The sequence below is a fragment of the Pseudomonas sp. H9 genome (assembly GCF_004353925.1).
In the GTDB taxonomy this organism is placed as follows: Bacteria; Pseudomonadota; Gammaproteobacteria; order Pseudomonadales; family Pseudomonadaceae; genus Aquipseudomonas.
Genome location: NZ_SMOK01000022.1, coordinates 108,861 through 124,759, shown reverse-complemented (window position 1 = coordinate 124,759; position 15,899 = coordinate 108,861). Strand labels below are relative to the sequence as shown.

General features: G+C 59.9%; 15 protein-coding genes. 12 read left to right on the top strand and 3 right to left on the bottom strand.

What is annotated here, in order from left to right:
• Positions 1-95: 95 nt before the first annotated feature.
• From ppnN to E1573_RS17480, 9 genes are all read left to right on the top strand, one after another.
• Positions 96-1,469, top strand: coding sequence for a nucleotide 5'-monophosphate nucleosidase PpnN (gene ppnN, locus E1573_RS17520; RefSeq protein WP_133215832.1), 1,374 nt, complete (start codon positions 96-98; stop codon positions 1,467-1,469).
• A gap of 191 nt (positions 1,470-1,660) precedes the next feature.
• A complete protein-coding gene (locus E1573_RS17515) occupies positions 1,661-2,347 on the top strand; it encodes a TIGR04211 family SH3 domain-containing protein (protein ID WP_165957350.1) in 687 nt (228 codons plus the stop codon).
• A 115-nt stretch (positions 2,348-2,462) separates the two neighbouring features.
• Positions 2,463-3,095 carry a hypothetical protein gene (locus E1573_RS17510; RefSeq protein ID WP_133215831.1) on the top strand — a complete coding sequence of 211 codons (633 nt, stop codon included), beginning with the start codon at positions 2,463-2,465 and terminating at the stop codon, positions 3,093-3,095.
• 13 nt (positions 3,096-3,108) lie between these two features.
• The gene (locus tag E1573_RS17505; RefSeq protein WP_133215830.1) at positions 3,109-3,720 is read left to right on the top strand and encodes a metalloregulator ArsR/SmtB family transcription factor; all 612 of its coding nucleotides are present in this window, start codon (positions 3,109-3,111) and stop codon (positions 3,718-3,720) included.
• Between the two features lie 391 nt (positions 3,721-4,111).
• Complete coding sequence (fdnG, locus tag E1573_RS17500; RefSeq protein ID WP_133215829.1) at positions 4,112-7,162, top strand: formate dehydrogenase-N subunit alpha; 3,051 nt, start codon at positions 4,112-4,114, stop codon at positions 7,160-7,162.
• A gap of 16 nt (positions 7,163-7,178) precedes the next feature.
• A complete protein-coding gene (gene fdxH / locus E1573_RS17495; RefSeq protein WP_305955362.1) occupies positions 7,179-8,069 on the top strand; it encodes a formate dehydrogenase subunit beta in 891 nt (296 codons plus the stop codon).
• Complete coding sequence (locus tag E1573_RS17490) at positions 8,066-8,710, top strand: formate dehydrogenase subunit gamma (protein ID WP_133215827.1); 645 nt, start codon at positions 8,066-8,068, stop codon at positions 8,708-8,710. The genes fdxH and E1573_RS17490 overlap by 4 nt, the downstream gene beginning before the upstream one ends.
• Positions 8,707-9,618, top strand: coding sequence for a formate dehydrogenase accessory protein FdhE (gene fdhE / locus E1573_RS17485; protein WP_133215826.1), 912 nt, complete (start codon positions 8,707-8,709; stop codon positions 9,616-9,618). The genes E1573_RS17490 and fdhE overlap by 4 nt, the downstream gene beginning before the upstream one ends.
• A gap of 79 nt (positions 9,619-9,697) precedes the next feature.
• The gene (locus tag E1573_RS17480; RefSeq protein WP_133215825.1) at positions 9,698-9,925 is read left to right on the top strand and encodes a hypothetical protein; all 228 of its coding nucleotides are present in this window, start codon (positions 9,698-9,700) and stop codon (positions 9,923-9,925) included.
• Here the strand turns inward: E1573_RS17480 and E1573_RS17475 are convergent, their stop codons facing one another.
• Positions 9,926-10,690: a transglutaminase-like cysteine peptidase gene (locus E1573_RS17475; RefSeq protein ID WP_165957349.1), complete on the bottom strand. Its 765-nt coding sequence runs from the start codon at positions 10,688-10,690 to the stop codon at positions 9,926-9,928.
• Between the two features lie 194 nt (positions 10,691-10,884).
• Between E1573_RS17475 and E1573_RS17470 the strand changes: the two genes are divergently transcribed.
• Positions 10,885-11,211: a hypothetical protein gene (locus E1573_RS17470; protein WP_133215823.1), complete on the top strand. Its 327-nt coding sequence runs from the start codon at positions 10,885-10,887 to the stop codon at positions 11,209-11,211.
• Positions 11,212-11,267: 56 nt separating this feature from the next.
• Here E1573_RS17470 and E1573_RS17465 read toward each other — a convergent pair whose 3' ends face one another.
• Entirely contained in the window at positions 11,268-11,873 is a 606-nt protein-coding gene (locus E1573_RS17465; protein ID WP_165957348.1) for an RNA polymerase sigma factor, read from the bottom strand.
• A 447-nt stretch (positions 11,874-12,320) separates the two neighbouring features.
• On the opposite strand from E1573_RS17465, the gene E1573_RS17460 reads away from it, so the two are divergent.
• Complete coding sequence (locus tag E1573_RS17460; RefSeq protein WP_133215821.1) at positions 12,321-12,935, top strand: LysE family translocator; 615 nt, start codon at positions 12,321-12,323, stop codon at positions 12,933-12,935.
• 12 nt (positions 12,936-12,947) lie between these two features.
• Positions 12,948-14,471, top strand: a complete 1,524-nt coding sequence (locus E1573_RS17455) for an FAD-dependent monooxygenase (protein WP_133215820.1) — start codon at positions 12,948-12,950, stop codon at positions 14,469-14,471.
• 9 nt (positions 14,472-14,480) lie between these two features.
• Here E1573_RS17455 and E1573_RS17450 read toward each other — a convergent pair whose 3' ends face one another.
• Complete coding sequence (locus E1573_RS17450) at positions 14,481-15,683, bottom strand: sugar transporter (protein ID WP_133215819.1); 1,203 nt, start codon at positions 15,681-15,683, stop codon at positions 14,481-14,483.
• Positions 15,684-15,899 lie beyond the last annotated feature (216 nt).

Genomic DNA, 15,899 nt, shown 5'->3' with positions numbered 1-15,899 from the left:
CCGCTGCGCAGTGACAAGGCACTCGTTGCTGCGACAAATTGTCGGTATGGTGGTGTACAGAAGATGGACGTTTACCCGCTCACAGGAAACCCAGAATGCCCCAACGTGAAGTTATCAATGCATCTGTCAGCCCCAAAGGCAGCCTGGAAACACTGTCTCAACGTGAAGTACAGCAACTGAGTGAAGCCGGTTCCGGCAGCCTGTACACCTTGTTCCGCCAGTGCGCCCTGGCCATCCTCAACACCGGCGCGCATGTCGACAACGCCAAGACCATCCTCGAAGCCTACAAGGACTTCGAAGTCCGCATTCACCAGCAAGACCGAGGCGTGCGCCTGGAGCTGCTGAATGCGCCAGCCGACGCCTTCGTCGACGGCGAGATGATCGCCAGCACCCGCGAAATGCTCTTCAGCGCCCTGCGCGACATCGTTTACACCGAAAGCGAGCTGGCCAGCCAGCGCATCGACCTGGAAAGCTCCCAGGGCATCACCGACTACGTGTTCCACCTGCTGCGCAATGCCCGCACCCTGCGCCCCGGCGTCGAGCCGAAAATGGTGGTGTGCTGGGGCGGCCACTCGATCAGCACCGAGGAATACCAGTACACCAAGAAGGTCGGCCACGAGCTGGGCCTGCGCAAACTCGATGTCTGCACCGGGTGCGGCCCGGGCGTGATGAAAGGCCCGATGAAGGGTGCGACCATCGCCCACGCCAAGCAACGCATGAGCAGCAGCCGCTACCTGGGCTTGACCGAGCCGGGCATCATCGCCGCCGAAGCACCCAACCCGATCGTCAACGAGCTGGTAATCCTGCCAGACATCGAGAAGCGTCTTGAAGCCTTCGTGCGTGTCGGCCACGGCATCATCATTTTCCCAGGTGGCGCCGGTACCGCAGAAGAGTTCCTGTACCTGCTCGGCATCCTCATGCACCCGGACAACCGCGAACTGCCGTTCCCGGTCATTCTCACCGGGCCGCGCAGTGCCGAGCCCTACCTGCAGCAGCTCGATGCCTTCGTTCAGGCCACCTTGGGCGCCGAAGCCGCGAACTACTACCAGATCATTATCGACAACCCGGCCGAAGTGGCCCGACAAATGGTCGAAGGGCTCAAACAGGTCAAACAGTTCCGCCGCGAGCGCAACGATGCCTTCCATTTCAACTGGCTATTGAAGATCGAAGAAAGCTTCCAGCGCCCCTTCGACCCGACCCACGAAAACATGGCCAGCCTGCAACTGCGTCGCGACCTGCCCGCTCATGAACTGGCGGCCAACCTGCGTCGGGCGTTTTCCGGAATCGTTGCCGGGAACGTCAAGGACAAGGGTATCCGCCTGATCGAAGAAAATGGCCCGTACGAAATCCACGGCGATGTGGCGGTGATGCAGCCACTGGGCAAGCTCTTGGAAGCCTTCGTGGCGCAACACCGTATGAAGTTGCCCGGTGGCACTGAGTACGTCCCTTGCTATCGCGTCGTGACCTGATTCACTGCTGCTCTCACTCGGCCTCAGCGTGCGGGCACTGCATGTGCCCGCAACATTTGCTGCCATTTTCCTGCTCGACTCAGTGAACCTGCCTACAGAAATATGGTCTTTCTGCTGGCGGCTTGCGTGCACGCCCGTGTTCACCGGCCCAGTCATCGGGCCTTTATTTTTTATTTCACGCGAAGACCATCATGCCTATCTCTCGTCCTGTTGCTCCGGCGCCTGTTTCTGATTCCCCTGCAATGCTGCGCCCGCGCAACAGACTCGCCCTCGGCGTGATCGGAGCCCTGATTGCCCTGAGCGGCGCGGTGCAGGCCGAAGAAGCCCCCGCCAGCGCTGAACGCTGGGTCAGCGACAGCCTGACCACCTATGTGCGCAGTGGGCCTACCAATGGCCATCGCATCGTCGGCAACCTCAAGTCCGGCCAGAAAGTTACTCTGCTCGATACCCAAGGCAACTTCAGCCAGGTGCGTGGCGAGTCCGGCGACATCGTCTGGATCACCAGCAGTGACCTGCAAACCGTTCCCGGCCAGGCCGAGCGCCTGCCGCAACTGACCGAACAGGTCAGCCAGTTGAGCCAGCAACTGAAAACCATCGACGACGGCTGGAAGGCCCGCGTTCAGGGAATGCAAGAGACCATGGACTCACGCAAAAACCTGATCGATGAACTGGAGGCCCGCAACAAGGCACTCAGTGCCGAGTTGAGCGACACCCAGTCGGAACTGCGCAGCACCCAGGCACGGCTGGGTGATGAGAACAAGCAAGTGTTGATGCGCTACATGGTGTACGGCGGCGGCATCGCCGGCGCAGGCTTGCTTGCCGGCCTGATCCTTCCGGCCCTGAGCCGCGGACGCAAGCGTAACGACCGCTGGTTCTGACTTTCCCCAAAGCTGAGGTGCCCGAACGTTGACCGTTCGGCGCCCCGAGCATTAATGACATATTTTTATGCTGTAATTGATCTTGTAGGCCACTTCCTCCTCTGAGGGTACTGCCATGAAGATCAAATTGCCGGTTGTGCTGCTGCTTGCAGCCTTGTGCGCCCTTCCCTCCTTGAGCCCTGCGGCTCAAACCTCTTCTCCCCAAGCCGAACCTGCAGCCCTGACCACCCGCCTGGCGCTTCGCGATTTGTGGGTTGAACATATTTTTTGGATCCGTAACTACGCCATCGCCAATCAGGCAGGCAATCGCCAAGCCGCTGACATCGCCAGCCAAGAGGTGGTCAGCAACGCCACCGCCATCGCCAACAGCATCGCCCCGCTCTACGGGCAACCGGCCGCCGAGCAGTTGTTGAAACTGCTCGCCGGGCATTGGGGTGCGGTCAAGCACTACAGCGATGCCAGTGTCAGCCAATCCACCTCTGGCAAACAAACCGCGGTCAACGAGCTGACCGGCAACGCCAAAGCACTGGCCACTTTCCTGGCCACAGCCAACCCCTACCTGCCCGAAGCGACGCTCAACACGATGCTCGCCGCCCACGGCGGTCACCATATTGCCCAGATCGACGAATTAGGGAAAAAGGACTACAAGGCAGAAGCGGCCACCTGGAAACACATGCGCGAGCATATTCTCGGCCTGGCCGATGCCCTGACGGCAGCACTGGTCAAGCAGTTCCCCGATAAGTTCTGAGTGAGGTCTGCAGATGTTCGAAGGGTTGGGACGTACACAACAGGACCTGCTCTCGGCCCTGCTGTACCAGGCTGCCGGCATGAGTATCGAAGAGCTGGCCAGCCAGTTGGCGGTCACCCGTACTGCGGTGCGCCAGCACCTGGCGGCGCTGGAGCGTGATGGTTTGGTGGTGCGTGGTGAGTTACGCGCCACCGGCCGCCGCCCTGAGCAGCTGTACCAGCTCAGTGCGGCGGGTCATGAATTGTTCCCCCGCCACTATCACCTGTTGGCCAACCTGTTGATCAATGAAGTGGCCAGCTTGATCGGCCATGAAGCGCTGGTCAGCCTGATGCGTAACCTGGGCCAGAAAATGGCGGCAGACCTGAGCGCGACGCAGCTCGACGAACAACAGATCTCGGCGCACATGAAAGACGTGGGCTATGAATCCGAAGTGTTTTTCCGCTCTGGTGGCCCGGCGCAGATCGTCGCCCATAACTGCGTATTTCATCAGTTGGCCGAAGCCCACCCTGAAGTCTGTGAACTCGACCTGGCCCTGATCGGCAGCCTCGGTGGGGGCACGGTGCAACACCTGGAATGCATGCTGCGCGGTGGCGCTGTGTGCCGTTTTGCGCTGACACGCGACTGAGCATGGTAGGGGCGGGCTTGCCTCGCGATTGAATTTTGTCAGGCCTACCGCATTCGCGGGGCAAGCCCGCTCCCACAGCAAGCCCGCTCCTACAGCAAGCCCGCTGCTACTTTAGTCTAGTGCCTGCCACCCACTATGCGTCGCCAGGGCGCCTGGGACGCGGGCCACACCGCGCTTGATAGAGACGCTCGATAGCGCCATCAACACCCTTGATTAGTCCTACTTTTATTACGGGAATACACTACCGTTCATCCGCGTAACCCGAGCCCTGCGCCAGACAGGGCCTGCAACCAATCGTGACTTCATTCCAGCCCACTGCGCTTGCGACGCCTTGTTGCCGGGCATGCCTATGCCTGCTGCTGTGTGCCGCCACTAGAATAAGGAGATGATCATGGGACTTGGCAGACGCCAGTTCTTCAAGCTATGTACCGCCGGTGTCGCTACCGCCACCTGCGCGACCCTCGGCTTTGCGCCCGGTATGGCCCAAGCCACGCAGTCGCGCCAGTACAAGCTGTTGCGCGCCAAGGAAACCCGCAACAACTGCACCTACTGTTCGGTCGGTTGCGGCATTCTCATGTACAGCCTGGGCGACGGCGCGAAAAACGCCAAGGCGCGCATCTTCCACATTGAAGGCGACCCCGATCACCCGGTCAGCCGTGGCTCGCTGTGCCCTAAAGGCGCAGGCCTGGTGGACTACGTGCACAGTGAACAGCGCCTGCTGTTCCCCGAATACCGCGCACCGGGTTCTAACACCTGGCAGCGTATCAGTTGGGACCACGCCATCGAGCGTATTGCCCGCCTGATGAAAGACGACCGCGACGCCAACTTCATCGAGAAAAACGCCAAGGGCACCACCGTCAACCGCTGGCTGAGCACCGGCATGTTGTGCTCCTCGGCGGCCAGCAGTGAAACCGGCTCGCTCGATCAACGCTTCACCCGCGCCCTGGGCATCCTCGGCACCGACAGCCAGGCACGTGTCTGCCACGCACCAACCGTTTCGGCCCTGGCACCGACCTTCGGCCGTGGCGCCATGACCAACAACTGGGTCGACATCAAAAACGCCAACGTGGTGCTGATCATGGGCGGCAACCCGGCTGAAGCGCACCCGGTGGGCTTCAAGTGGGTGATCGAGGCGAAGATCCGCAATGGCGCCAAGGTCATCGTCGTCGACCCACGCTTCAACCGCAGTGCCGCCGTGGCCGATATCTACTCGCCGATCCGTGCCGGCTCCGATGTGACCTTCCTGATGGGCGTGGTCAACTACCTGATCAGCCACGATAAGGTCCAGCACGAGTATGTGCGCCACTACACCAACGCCAGCCTGATCGTGCGTGAGGACTACCACTTCGACGACGGCCTGTTCAGCGGCTACGACGAGAAAAAGCGCAGCTACGACCGTAGTTCCTGGACCTATGAGCTGGACGAAAAAGGCTACGCCAAACGCGACCTGAGCCTGAGCCACCCGCGCTGCGTGTGGAACCTGCTCAAGGCCCACGTCAGCCGCTACACCCCTGAAGTCGTCACGAACATCTGTGGTACACCGCAGAGTGACTTCCTGCAGATCTGCGAAATCCTCGCCAGCACTTGCGTCCCGGATCGCACCGCCACTTTCCTCTATGCCCTGGGCTGGACCCACCACACCAACGGCGCACAAATGATCCGCGGATCGGGCATGATCCAGTTGCTGTTGGGCAACATCGGCATGGCCGGTGGTGGCGTCAACGCCCTGCGTGGTCACTCCAACATTCAGGGTTACACCGACCTTGGCCTGCTGTCGCTGCGCCTGCCCGGCTACATGAATCTGCCGTCCGACGAGCAGACCACCCTGGCCACTTACCTCAAGCAGACCACCCCGACAGCGCTGCTGGAGGATCAGGTCAACTACTACAAGCACACGCCGAAGTTTTTCATCAGCCTGATGAAAAGCCTCTGGGGCGAAAAGGCCACCGCCGACAACGACTGGGGCTTCGACTGGCTGCCCAAGTGGGACGACAGTTATGACGTGCTCAACTACAGCAACCGCATGTACGAGGGCAAGGTCAACGGCTACATCGCCCAGGGTTTCAACCCGGTGGCGGCGTTCCCGGACAAGAACAAAGCCCAGGCGGCCCTGGCCAAACTCAAGTTTCTGGTGATTATCGACCCGTTGGCTACCGAGACCTCGAGTTTCTGGCAGAACCACGGCGAACAACACGATGTCGATACCGCCTCGATCCAGACCGAAGTGTTCCGCCTGCCCTCCTCTTGCTTTGCCGAAGAAGACGGCTCGATCGTCAACTCCGGGCGCTGGTTGCAATGGCACTGGGCCGGTGCCGCGCCACCGGGCGAGGCCTGGCACGATGGCAAGATCCTCGGTCACCTGTTCATGAAAATCCGTGAGCTGTACGAGAAGGAAGGTGGTGCCAACCCGGCGCCAATTCTTAACATGGCCTGGGATTACGCCGACCCGTACGACCCCAAACCCGAAGAAGTGGCCAAGGAGTCCAATGGCCGCGCCTTGGCCGACCTGCATGATGATCAAGGCAACCTGATCCTGCGCAAAGGCCAGTTGCTCAACGACTTCTCGCAACTGCGCGATGACGGCAGCACCCAATGCTTCAACTGGATCTTCGCCGGTTCCTGGACCGAGCAAGGCAACCAGATGGCCCGCCGCGACAACGCCGACAGTGGCCTGGGCTGCACCCCTGGCTGGGCCTGGGCCTGGCCGCAGAACCGACGGATTCTCTACAACCGTGCCTCGGCCGACCCACAGGGCAAACCCTGGGACCCGAAACGCCAGTTAATCGGCTGGGACGGCCAACGCTGGAGCGGCGTCGACGTGCCTGACTTCGCCGTAACGGCGGCGCCTGGTGGCAAGGTCAACCCGTTCATCATGCTGCCCGAAGGCCTGGGCCGGCTGTTCTCGGTGGGCGCATTGAACGATGGCCCGTTCCCGGAACACTACGAACCCACTGAAAGCCCGTTGGCGAGCAACCCATTACACCCGAAGGTGACCTACAGCCCGACCGCACGCCTGTATGAAAGCGACCGCAAACGCATGGGCAAACGCGAAGACTTCCCTTACGTGGCCACCACCTACTCGATCACCGAGTTGTTCCGCCACTGGACCAAGCACGCCAAGCTCAACGCCATCATCCAGCCGGAGCAGTTCATCGAGATCGGCGAAAAACTGGCCCACGACAAGGGCATCGTGCAGGGCGACACCGTCAAGGTCAGCACCCAGCGCGGCTACATCAAGGCCAAAGCAGTGGTGACCAAGCGTATTCGTCGTCTGGCAGTCAATGGCCAGGATGTCGACACCATCGGCATCCCGTGCCACTGGGGTTATGAAGGCGCCACCCGCAAGGGCTTCCTGGCCAATACCCTGACCCCTGGCGTTGGCGACTCGAATACCCAGACGCCGGAGTACAAGGCGTTTCTCGTGAACATTGAAAAGGTCTGAGGGCGAAACCATGTCCATGCAATCCCAAGACATCGTCCGCCGCTCGGCCACCAGCGTGCTGACCCCGGCGCCGCACACCCGTGACCACCAGGCTGAAGTGGCCAAGCTGATCGACGTCAGCATCTGTATCGGCTGCAAAGCCTGCCAGGTGGCCTGTAACGAATGGAACGACCTGCGTGACGAAGTCGGCCATAACGTCGGCGTCTACGACAACCCGGCGGACCTCAGCGCCGACACCTGGACGTTGATGCGCTTCGACGAAGTCGAAGACGAAAGCGGCAAGCTCGAATGGCTGATCCGCAAGGATGGCTGCATGCACTGCGCCGATCCGGGCTGCCTGAAAGCCTGCCCGCAACCGGGGGCGATCATTCAATACGCCAACGGTATCGTCGATTTTCAGTCCGAGCACTGCATTGGTTGCGGCTACTGCATCGCCGGTTGCCCGTTCGATGTACCGCGCATCAGCCAGAAAGACAACAAGGCCTACAAGTGCACCCTGTGTGTCGACCGGGTGTCGGTGGGCCAGGAGCCGGCCTGCGTGAAAACCTGCCCGACCGGCGCAATCAATTTCGGCAGCAAGCAAGACATGTTGCATCAGGCCAGCGAGCGCGTCACCGAGCTACAGGGCCGGGGCTTTGCCGGCGCGGGGATCTACGACCCGCAGGGCGTCGGCGGTACCCACGTGGTGTACGTGCTGCAGCATGCCGACAAACCCCAGCTGTACCACAAACTGCCGACCGACCCGCGGATCAGCACAGCCATCCAGGGCTGGAAAGGCTGGATGAAACCAGTAGCCGCCGCGGCGTTCTTCGCCACCCTGGCCGGCACCCTGTTCCACTACATCGGCGTCGGCCCCAACGAGGTTGACGAACAGGACGAGAAACGCGAGGAGGATAGCCACGCATGAACACCGACAAACTGATCCTGCGCACCCGCTTTATCGACCGTGCCTGCCACTGGTTCATGGTGATCTGCTTTATCGCCGTGGCGTTGTCGGGGCTGTCGTGGTTCTTCCCGTCGTTCAACGGCCTCAATGCGGTGTTCGGCACCCCGCAGCTGGCACGCATCCTTCATCCGTTCTTTGGCGTCGTGGTGTTCGTGCTGCTGATGTTCCTGTTCGTGCGCTTCGTGCGTTACAACCTGCCGGAACGCGAAGACCTGCAGTGGTTCAAGAACGTCAAGCAGGTGCTGGCCGGCAAGCATGACCCGGCCTTGAACATCGGCAAGTACAACGCCGGGCAGAAGGTGTTGTTCTGGGGGATCATGAGCCTGATCACCGTGCTGCTGCTCAGCGGTGTGGTGATCTGGCGCCCGTACTTCGCACCTCTGTTCTCCATCCCTGCCATCCGCATCGGCCTGCTGGTGCATGCGGTTGCCGGCATCAGCCTGATCTTGCTGATCATTGGCCATGCCTACCTGGCGTTCTGGGTCAAAGGGTCGATTCGCGGCATGGTCACCGGTTACGTCAGCCGTACCTGGGCCAAAACCCACCATGACCGCTGGTACCGGCAGATCAGCAAGCAGGGCAAAACCGGGAGCAAGCCATGAGCAGCATTCAGATGACGGCCGTGCAGACGCCGACCGGCGGGGTCAACGAGATCATCCCGGTCCTGCTGCCGTCGCTCAAAGACCGTTACGCCAAACGCGCAGCACGTCTGCGCGCGCTGGCCGTAGGGAACGCCATGGCTGATTACCTGAGCTTCTGCGCACAACTGGCCGACACCCAGCAACAGTTGCTGGAGCGCATGCCACTGCCCGAGGCACTCAAAGCCTCGCTGGTTGAACGACTGGGTCACGGACGGGCACCGCTGGCCAGCGGCGACTATCCGCGCGACCACTATTGGCAGCAATTGCTGCAGGGAGTGATCGAGCAGCTTTATCCTGACGCCAGCACAGCGGTCCGTATCACCCTGGACGGCTTGCGCGGGCTCCCCCCTGAGCAATTGGAAGACCTCGCCAGCGCCTTGCTGGCCGGTGGCTATGAGCAGGTCGGCAGCGGCCGGGCGTTGTTTGTGTGGGCTGCCCTATCGCTGTACTTCACTCAATTGGCCAGCGCACTGCCCGCCTCGGCCAGTGCGCATTTGGGCGAACAGCGCCAGCACTGCCCGGTGTGTGCCAGCGCGCCGCTGGCCAGTGTGGTGATGACCGGTGCGCAAGCAGGCTTGCGTTACTTGCAGTGCAGCCTGTGTGAGTGCCGCTGGCATATGGTCCGGGTCAAGTGCAGCAACTGCGAAGCCACCGGCGCGCTGGACTACTGGTCGCTGGAACGGCAGGATGCCGCGGTCAAAGCTGAAAGCTGCAACGATTGTCACAGCTACCTGAAAGTCTTCTACCCGGAAAAGGACCGTGATCTGGAATTGCTGGCCGACGACCTTGCCTCCCTGGCGCTGGATGCCGAGGTGGAGCGTGAAGGGTATGGCCGTAGTGGGATCAGTCCGTTTCTGTTTCCCGGCTAGAAACCATCGCGGGGCAAGCCCGCTCCCACTGTGGGAGCGGGCTTGCCCCGCGATTAAAGCCACTATCTGAGGAGGTCCCATGGCCCTGAAAAAATCATCCGCCGAACTCAAGCGCGACCTGAAAAGCGTTGCCACCAACCTTGAGCGCACCGCAGGCGAAATCAGCCGTCTGGCCGAGCGCATCGACGGCGTCGATGTGGTCGCCGTGCTGCACCTGATGAACCGTTTGTACAAAGACTCCGACAAACTGCATGCCTATGCCGACGAGATCAAAAGCGGGCGCATCGTGCGCGCCAAGGCCGACTGATCAGCGCTTAGGCTCAGTGGTCCTCAGCGCTGACATCATCAGGTTTGGCGGGGTGCCGTTTGCCTGATTAGCAGCTACTTCCGCTTCCTCACGCTTGGCCCGTTGCAACAAGGGCTGCCAGTTCGGCAACTGCCCGACACCGCTTACCCGCTGCAGACGCTCATGATCGAAGCTGTACAGGCCCAGCTCATCAAAAGCAAATCTCACTGCTAAATCATTGCGTTGGGCGATTGGCAGTATGGCGTTCTCAAGGTTGTCCAACACCACCGGTTGGGCATCAGCATCCGCCCAGTAGCCCAGCACCATATGCGCTTGCTGTGTTGACGTTTGTGTCGCGTAGACCATGCGTAAATGACTGTCTGCAATACCGAGCTGCTGCAGCGTGAAGAACTTTGCCAACGCAAAGTCTTCGCAGTCACCCATGCCCATTTCCAGGGTTTCCATGGGCGACGCCCAATAATCAGCTTTTTTCCAGATGTCGATGTCTTCGCCATAGCGGATCGTGCGATTGAAGAAATCATTCACTCGCCGTAGCTTTTCGTGATCCGAGAGATGGCTTGACTCGCTGATCAAAGCACGCCAGTCGCTGATGCGCTGCAGTGCGTCCTGACGCTGCAGGCTGGTCTGTATCGGCGCTGTGTTCTGCGTCTGTGGAGCGGCAACAGCGCTTCCCCACACAATTCCACAACCGAGCACAATAGCGGAAAGAAATCGAATTACTCGTTCACCACTACATTTGGAAATAAGGGCATAGCGTTTTATCAAGCAGTACCTCACTTAATAAGCAATGGTTCCTACAGACCGACCGCCTAAAAACGATTCGCACCATAAGGCATGACATATTGGCAAGCAAGGTGCATCCGTCGGAAAAACTGCAAAAGTCAGCTGTAACAAAGCGGATGCTCGTGCGTCTATGAATAGCACACCTCAAGCGCTTGAGCTTTCTGAGGGAATTCATCATGAAACTGATATTTAAAATGTCGGTAGTGTTAGCGGCTGCCCTTTTTAGTAGTATCGGCTCCGCAGCGAATACAACCAATAACAATGTACTGTTACTTGCCGAAGGCGGCAGCGATAGATTGATCGACTATCACATGGATAATGCAGCAGCAAGAAGTCAATTCGATCAAAACGCGGGCGAACGTTATGTGCAGATGGTCAAGGAACAGCCTACTGCTTCCGGTGTAACAACAACAGAAGAAGCACTTCCACAAACTAACGAACCTGATCCACGGTTAACTTCCCCCATCATCAGAGACCGAGAAGAATACCGCAGTGCGCATTGAACGCCGACACTGACCGAGCGCACAGGGACGTGCCCTGATGCCGGGTTGGTGATCACTCAAGATCGGTCTTGGTCCTGAAAACGGCTGAGCATAGCCTGTATACGCTGACGTCCACGGTGCAACTGGACACGCACATTGCCTTCTGTCATTCCCAGGGCACTGGCAATTTCTTTGAATTCGAGCCCTCCAAACTCGCGCATGATTACCACATTTCGCTGGGCCATCGGTAAATCGTGCAATTGCTTACGGATATAGGCATGCAGTTCAACTTCAGCGAGCAGTTCCTCCGGGCCCTCATGGTGCGCTTGCCTGGAGGGTGACAGCCAAGCGTCATACTTATCGACGCTGGAAATGATCGGCGAGTAATGATCAAAGCCCCAGCCGTCGAGAGAAATCTCACGTCCTTTGCGCCGATTGATTGAATGTGCTTCGTTGATAGCAATTCTTGCCAGCCACGTACGAAATTTTGAACGCCCCTCAAACAGGCTGACGGCCACGACAGCCTTCAACCAGGTTTCCTGAGCGACGTCATCGGCAGCATCCGGGCCGACCAGTGGTGTAACAAGTGTGATGAGAAATGCATGATGCGTTTTGACCAGGCTCTCCAGCGCATGAGCATCACCGCTGCGTAGCCGCTCTATCAGATCATGCTCATTGTCCACTACCGTTCTCCCAAGTGCTCCGGCCATCAAGCACTTCAACACACCTGCACAGTTGGAATTTCTAATTCACCCCCTAAAAAATAATAAAACTCATTTGGCTGTCATTACACCCACGAAAACTAAATAGCTAAACACGCCAAACATTCAATCTTAATGAGATGGTGTAACACGGGCTTTACACTGAGCCGCCCATCACCGACGTTATGGATCCAATCCAAAAACACGACTTATTAAATGCTAGTTCACTTCAGACACTGCGCAAATCCGAAATACTAGCTTACAAACTTTGCGACCCTATCTTATTCCCACATAAGAGGCAGCCCTGCAATTGACTCAACACCCGGTTATGTAAACGCTGGAATACTGAGTGAGGTCAGGTGTATGTTAATGATCTTGAACACCTGTGTTGAATTCTTCAGCCTTTGATACCGCATGGAGCGCCCTACAATGCCGAGCCTGGATTTTCTTATCACCTGCCTGATCGTCGTGCTGATTCCGGGCAGCGGCGTCATTCTGACCATCTCCACCGCGCTGGTGGCCGGCAAACAAGCCAGTCTGTATACCGCACTGGGATGTACCGCTGGCATCATTCCGCACCTGCTGGCTTCGATCCTCGGCTTGTCCGCACTCCTGCACACCAGCGCCGTGGCCTTCCAGGCCCTGAAGTTTGCCGGTGTGGCCTACCTTCTATACTTGGCCTACGCTACATGGCGCGATCGCTCGGCCTTTGTCGTCGATAGCAACACCAAGGTGAGCAGTGCTGGCAGCCTGATGCTGCGCGCCGGCCTGCTGAATATTCTCAACCCCAAGCTGACGTTGTTCTTTCTGGCCTTTCTGCCTCAGTTCATCACGCCTCAGGGCGGATCCGTTACCGGGCAGATGCTCAGCTTGAGCGGAGTGTTCATGCTCATGACCTTCGTGGTGTTTGTGTTGTACGGTCTGCTGGCCAACCTGTTCCGGCGCGCGGTGATTGAATCGCCACGGGTACAAGACTGGTTGCGCCGCGGTTTTGCTGCATCCTTTGCCGGCCTGGGCTTGAACCTGGCGTTCGCCCAGCGCTGAGGAGCGCGCGCGATGAAGCGCTGTGAGGTGTTGATTGTAGGTGCCGGCCCAACCGGGCTGGTGCTGGCCTTGTGGCTAAGCAAGTTGGGCGTCAAGGTACGCATTATCGACAAGACCGCCGCCCCCGGCACCACCTCCCGTGCCCTGGCAGTACAGGCACGAACCCTGGAGCTGTACCGTCAATTGGACCTGACTGCCGCCGTCCTTGAACAGGGCCACCGCGTGCCGGCGGTCAATCTCTGGGTCAAAGGCCAGGCGGCAGCGCATTTACCCTTCAGCGCCATTGGTGCCGGCTTTACGCCCTACCCCTTCTTGCACATCTACCCGCAGGATGAACACGAGAAGCTGCTGATCGAGCGCCTGCAGGGTTTCGGCGTTGAGGTAGAGCGCGAAACCGAACTGCTGGAGCTGAACCAGGATGGGCGAGGCGTCAGCGCCCGCCTGCAGCATCGCGACGGCCCGGAACAGCTCTGCCAGGCAAGCTACCTGGCCGGTTGCGACGGTGCTCGCTCCACCGTGCGCAAGGCGTTGGGCATTGGTTTTCCCGGTGGCACCTATCAACAGGTGTTTTATGTCGCCGATGTTCAGGCCTCAGGCCCGGCGCTCAACGGCGAACTGCATGTCGACCTGGACGAAGCCGATTTCCTTGCTGTGTTCCCCCTGGCAGGCACGGGCCGGGCACGGCTGATCGGTACAGTCCGCGACGAACGTGCCGAGAAAGCCGAACAACTGCAGTTCGCCGATGTCAGCCGTCGGGCCATCGAACACCTGCACGTTCACGTGGAGCAGGTGAACTGGTTTTCCACCTATCGCGTGCACCACCGGGTGGCCGAGCACTTCGGCCGCCAGCATGCATTTCTCCTCGGGGATGCGGCGCATGTTCACAGCCCCGCCGGTGGCCAGGGCATGAATACCGGCATAGGCGATGCCATTAACCTGGCCTGGAAACTGGCCAGCGTCCTGCACGGCAACGCGCAACCCACCCTGCTGGACACCTATGAAATTGAGCGCAGCGCCTTTGCCAAGCGCCTGGTGTCGACCACCGACCAGGTGTTCAACTTCGTCACCGCCGATGGTCGCCTGGCCGCCTTGCTGCGCACACGCCTGGCGCCGAGGGTGATCCCGAGGCTGGTGGCGTTCCGGTCGGCGCGCGAGTTTCTGTTCCGCAGCGTCTCGCAGATTGCCCTCAACTACCGCTACATGCCGTTAAGCACCGGCAATGCCGGACACGTGCAGGGCGGTGACCGCTTACCCTGGGTCGCCGAAGGCGGGCGCGACAACTTCGCGGGCCTAAACCGGATGTGCTGGCAAGTGCAGGTGTACGGCGCTGTCAGCGCCAACCTGGTGCAATGGTGCAGCGGCCACGGCATCCCGGTAGACGTGTTCATCTGGAGCGAAGCGCATCAGGCTGCAGGCCTGGTGCGCGACGCGGTCTACCTGATCCGGCCAGACACCTACGTTGCCGGTGTCTGGAGCAATGGTGATGCGCAAGTACTGGAGGCCTACTTCGAAGAGCGCGGGCTCTACCCGCGCTGAAACAGCCCGCTACGAGCGGTCACGGGCAAGCCCGCTAGCCGTTGGCCTGGAAAATCGGTAGGTGGCCAGCGCAGACAACAGCAACCCCAGCAGCGCCAGCGCGCCGCCGACCAGCCCGATATTGGCCACCCCCAAGTGCACGCTGACCAGGCTGCCAATCAGCGCCCCGCCGCCGATTCCAATGTTATAGATCCCGGAAAACATGGCCATCGCCACATCCGTGGCATCAGACGCCAGAATCAATACCTTCGATTGCAGCGCCAGGCTGAAGCACATGATCGCGACGCCCCAGAACATGCTCAGGGTACCGAGCTGAATGAACGCCCCCGACAACGGCATCAGCAACAGAAGACAGCTGGCCAGCAATGCAATGGCAGCCAGCAGGAAGCCATTGGGAAAACGCTCGCTGTAGCGGCTGAACAGCACCGAGCCAAACACTCCGGCGCCACCAAACAACAGCAACAACAGGGTCGTATGCTCAGCGCTAACCTGCGCAACGTTCAAGGCAAACGGCTCGATGTAGGTGTACGCAGTAAATTGCGCGGCAATCACCAGCGCGACCAGCACGTACACCGTCACCAATGCCGGGCGCTTGAACAGCACTGGCACGCTACGCAGCGACCCGGAATTCTGGCTGGGCAGCAACGGCAACGACTTGGCCAGGCAGATCAAAGTCGCCAGCGCCACCCCGGCAATGGTCAGAAAGGTGGTGCGCCAGCCCAGCGCCTCTCCCACCACCCGGCCCAGCGGAATGCCCATGACCATCGCCAGTGTGGTACCGGTCGCCAACAGGCCCAGCGCTTTGGCCTGCTGCCCTGGCGGTGCCACCCGCACCGCCAGCGACGCGGTAATCGCCCAGAACACCGCGTGTGCCAGGGCGATACCGATACGGCTGACCAGCAGCGTGGCAAAGCTTTGCGCCATCCCGGACAGCAAATGGCTGACGATGAACAGTACAAAGATCACCATCAGCAACTTGCGCCGCTCGACATTACGGGTCAGCAGCATCATCGGCAGCGATGCCAGCGCAACCACCCAGGCATAAATGGTCAGCATCAGCCCGACTTGAGCGGTAGACATGTCGAAACTGGCGCCAATGTCACTGAGCAGGGCCACCGGTACGAACTCAGTGGTGTTGAAGATAAAAGCCGCCAGGGCCAGGGCAATTACACTGAGCCAGCTGCCGGCTCGCGCATCCTCGGGGGTAGTCATCGGTGGGGGTGTTACTCCAGATCGATTGCAGACGCCAGGCGCAAGTGCGCGCCCAGCATGAAGCACTCACGGCCATTGGCCCTGAGTGGAAGCGTGTGCGCTGAGGAATTGGTTATAAGTCTGCGGGGTATCGCTTGCTGGCAAGGATAGTACGTCAGGCCCGGGTCTGTCACAACCACAGTGCCGGGCCGGCGTCGGCAGATTTCCCGGGCACTG

What these genes read in the sequence shown, in the direction of transcription:
- E1573_RS17510 (WP_133215831.1), top strand. Translation starts at nt 2,463, where the DNA reads ATGAAGATCAAATTGCCGGTTGTGCTGCTGCTTGCAGCCTTGTGCGCC.
- E1573_RS17470 (WP_133215823.1), top strand. Translation starts at nt 10,885, where the DNA reads ATGAAACTGATATTTAAAATGTCGGTAGTGTTAGCGGCTGCCCTTTTT.
- E1573_RS17460 (WP_133215821.1), top strand. Translation starts at nt 12,321, where the DNA reads ATGCCGAGCCTGGATTTTCTTATCACCTGCCTGATCGTCGTGCTGATT.
- E1573_RS17455 (WP_133215820.1), top strand. Translation starts at nt 12,948, where the DNA reads ATGAAGCGCTGTGAGGTGTTGATTGTAGGTGCCGGCCCAACCGGGCTG.
- ppnN (WP_133215832.1), top strand. Translation starts at nt 96, where the DNA reads ATGCCCCAACGTGAAGTTATCAATGCATCTGTCAGCCCCAAAGGCAGC.
- E1573_RS17490 (WP_133215827.1), top strand. Translation starts at nt 8,066, where the DNA reads ATGAACACCGACAAACTGATCCTGCGCACCCGCTTTATCGACCGTGCC.
- fdxH (WP_305955362.1), top strand. Translation starts at nt 7,179, where the DNA reads ATGCAATCCCAAGACATCGTCCGCCGCTCGGCCACCAGCGTGCTGACC.
- E1573_RS17480 (WP_133215825.1), top strand. Translation starts at nt 9,698, where the DNA reads ATGGCCCTGAAAAAATCATCCGCCGAACTCAAGCGCGACCTGAAAAGC.
- E1573_RS17505 (WP_133215830.1), top strand. Translation starts at nt 3,109, where the DNA reads ATGTTCGAAGGGTTGGGACGTACACAACAGGACCTGCTCTCGGCCCTG.
- E1573_RS17450 (WP_133215819.1), bottom strand. Translation starts at nt 15,683, where the DNA reads ATGACTACCCCCGAGGATGCGCGAGCCGGCAGCTGGCTCAGTGTAATT.
- fdhE (WP_133215826.1), top strand. Translation starts at nt 8,707, where the DNA reads ATGAGCAGCATTCAGATGACGGCCGTGCAGACGCCGACCGGCGGGGTC.
- fdnG (WP_133215829.1), top strand. Translation starts at nt 4,112, where the DNA reads ATGGGACTTGGCAGACGCCAGTTCTTCAAGCTATGTACCGCCGGTGTC.
- E1573_RS17515 (WP_165957350.1), top strand. Translation starts at nt 1,661, where the DNA reads ATGCCTATCTCTCGTCCTGTTGCTCCGGCGCCTGTTTCTGATTCCCCT.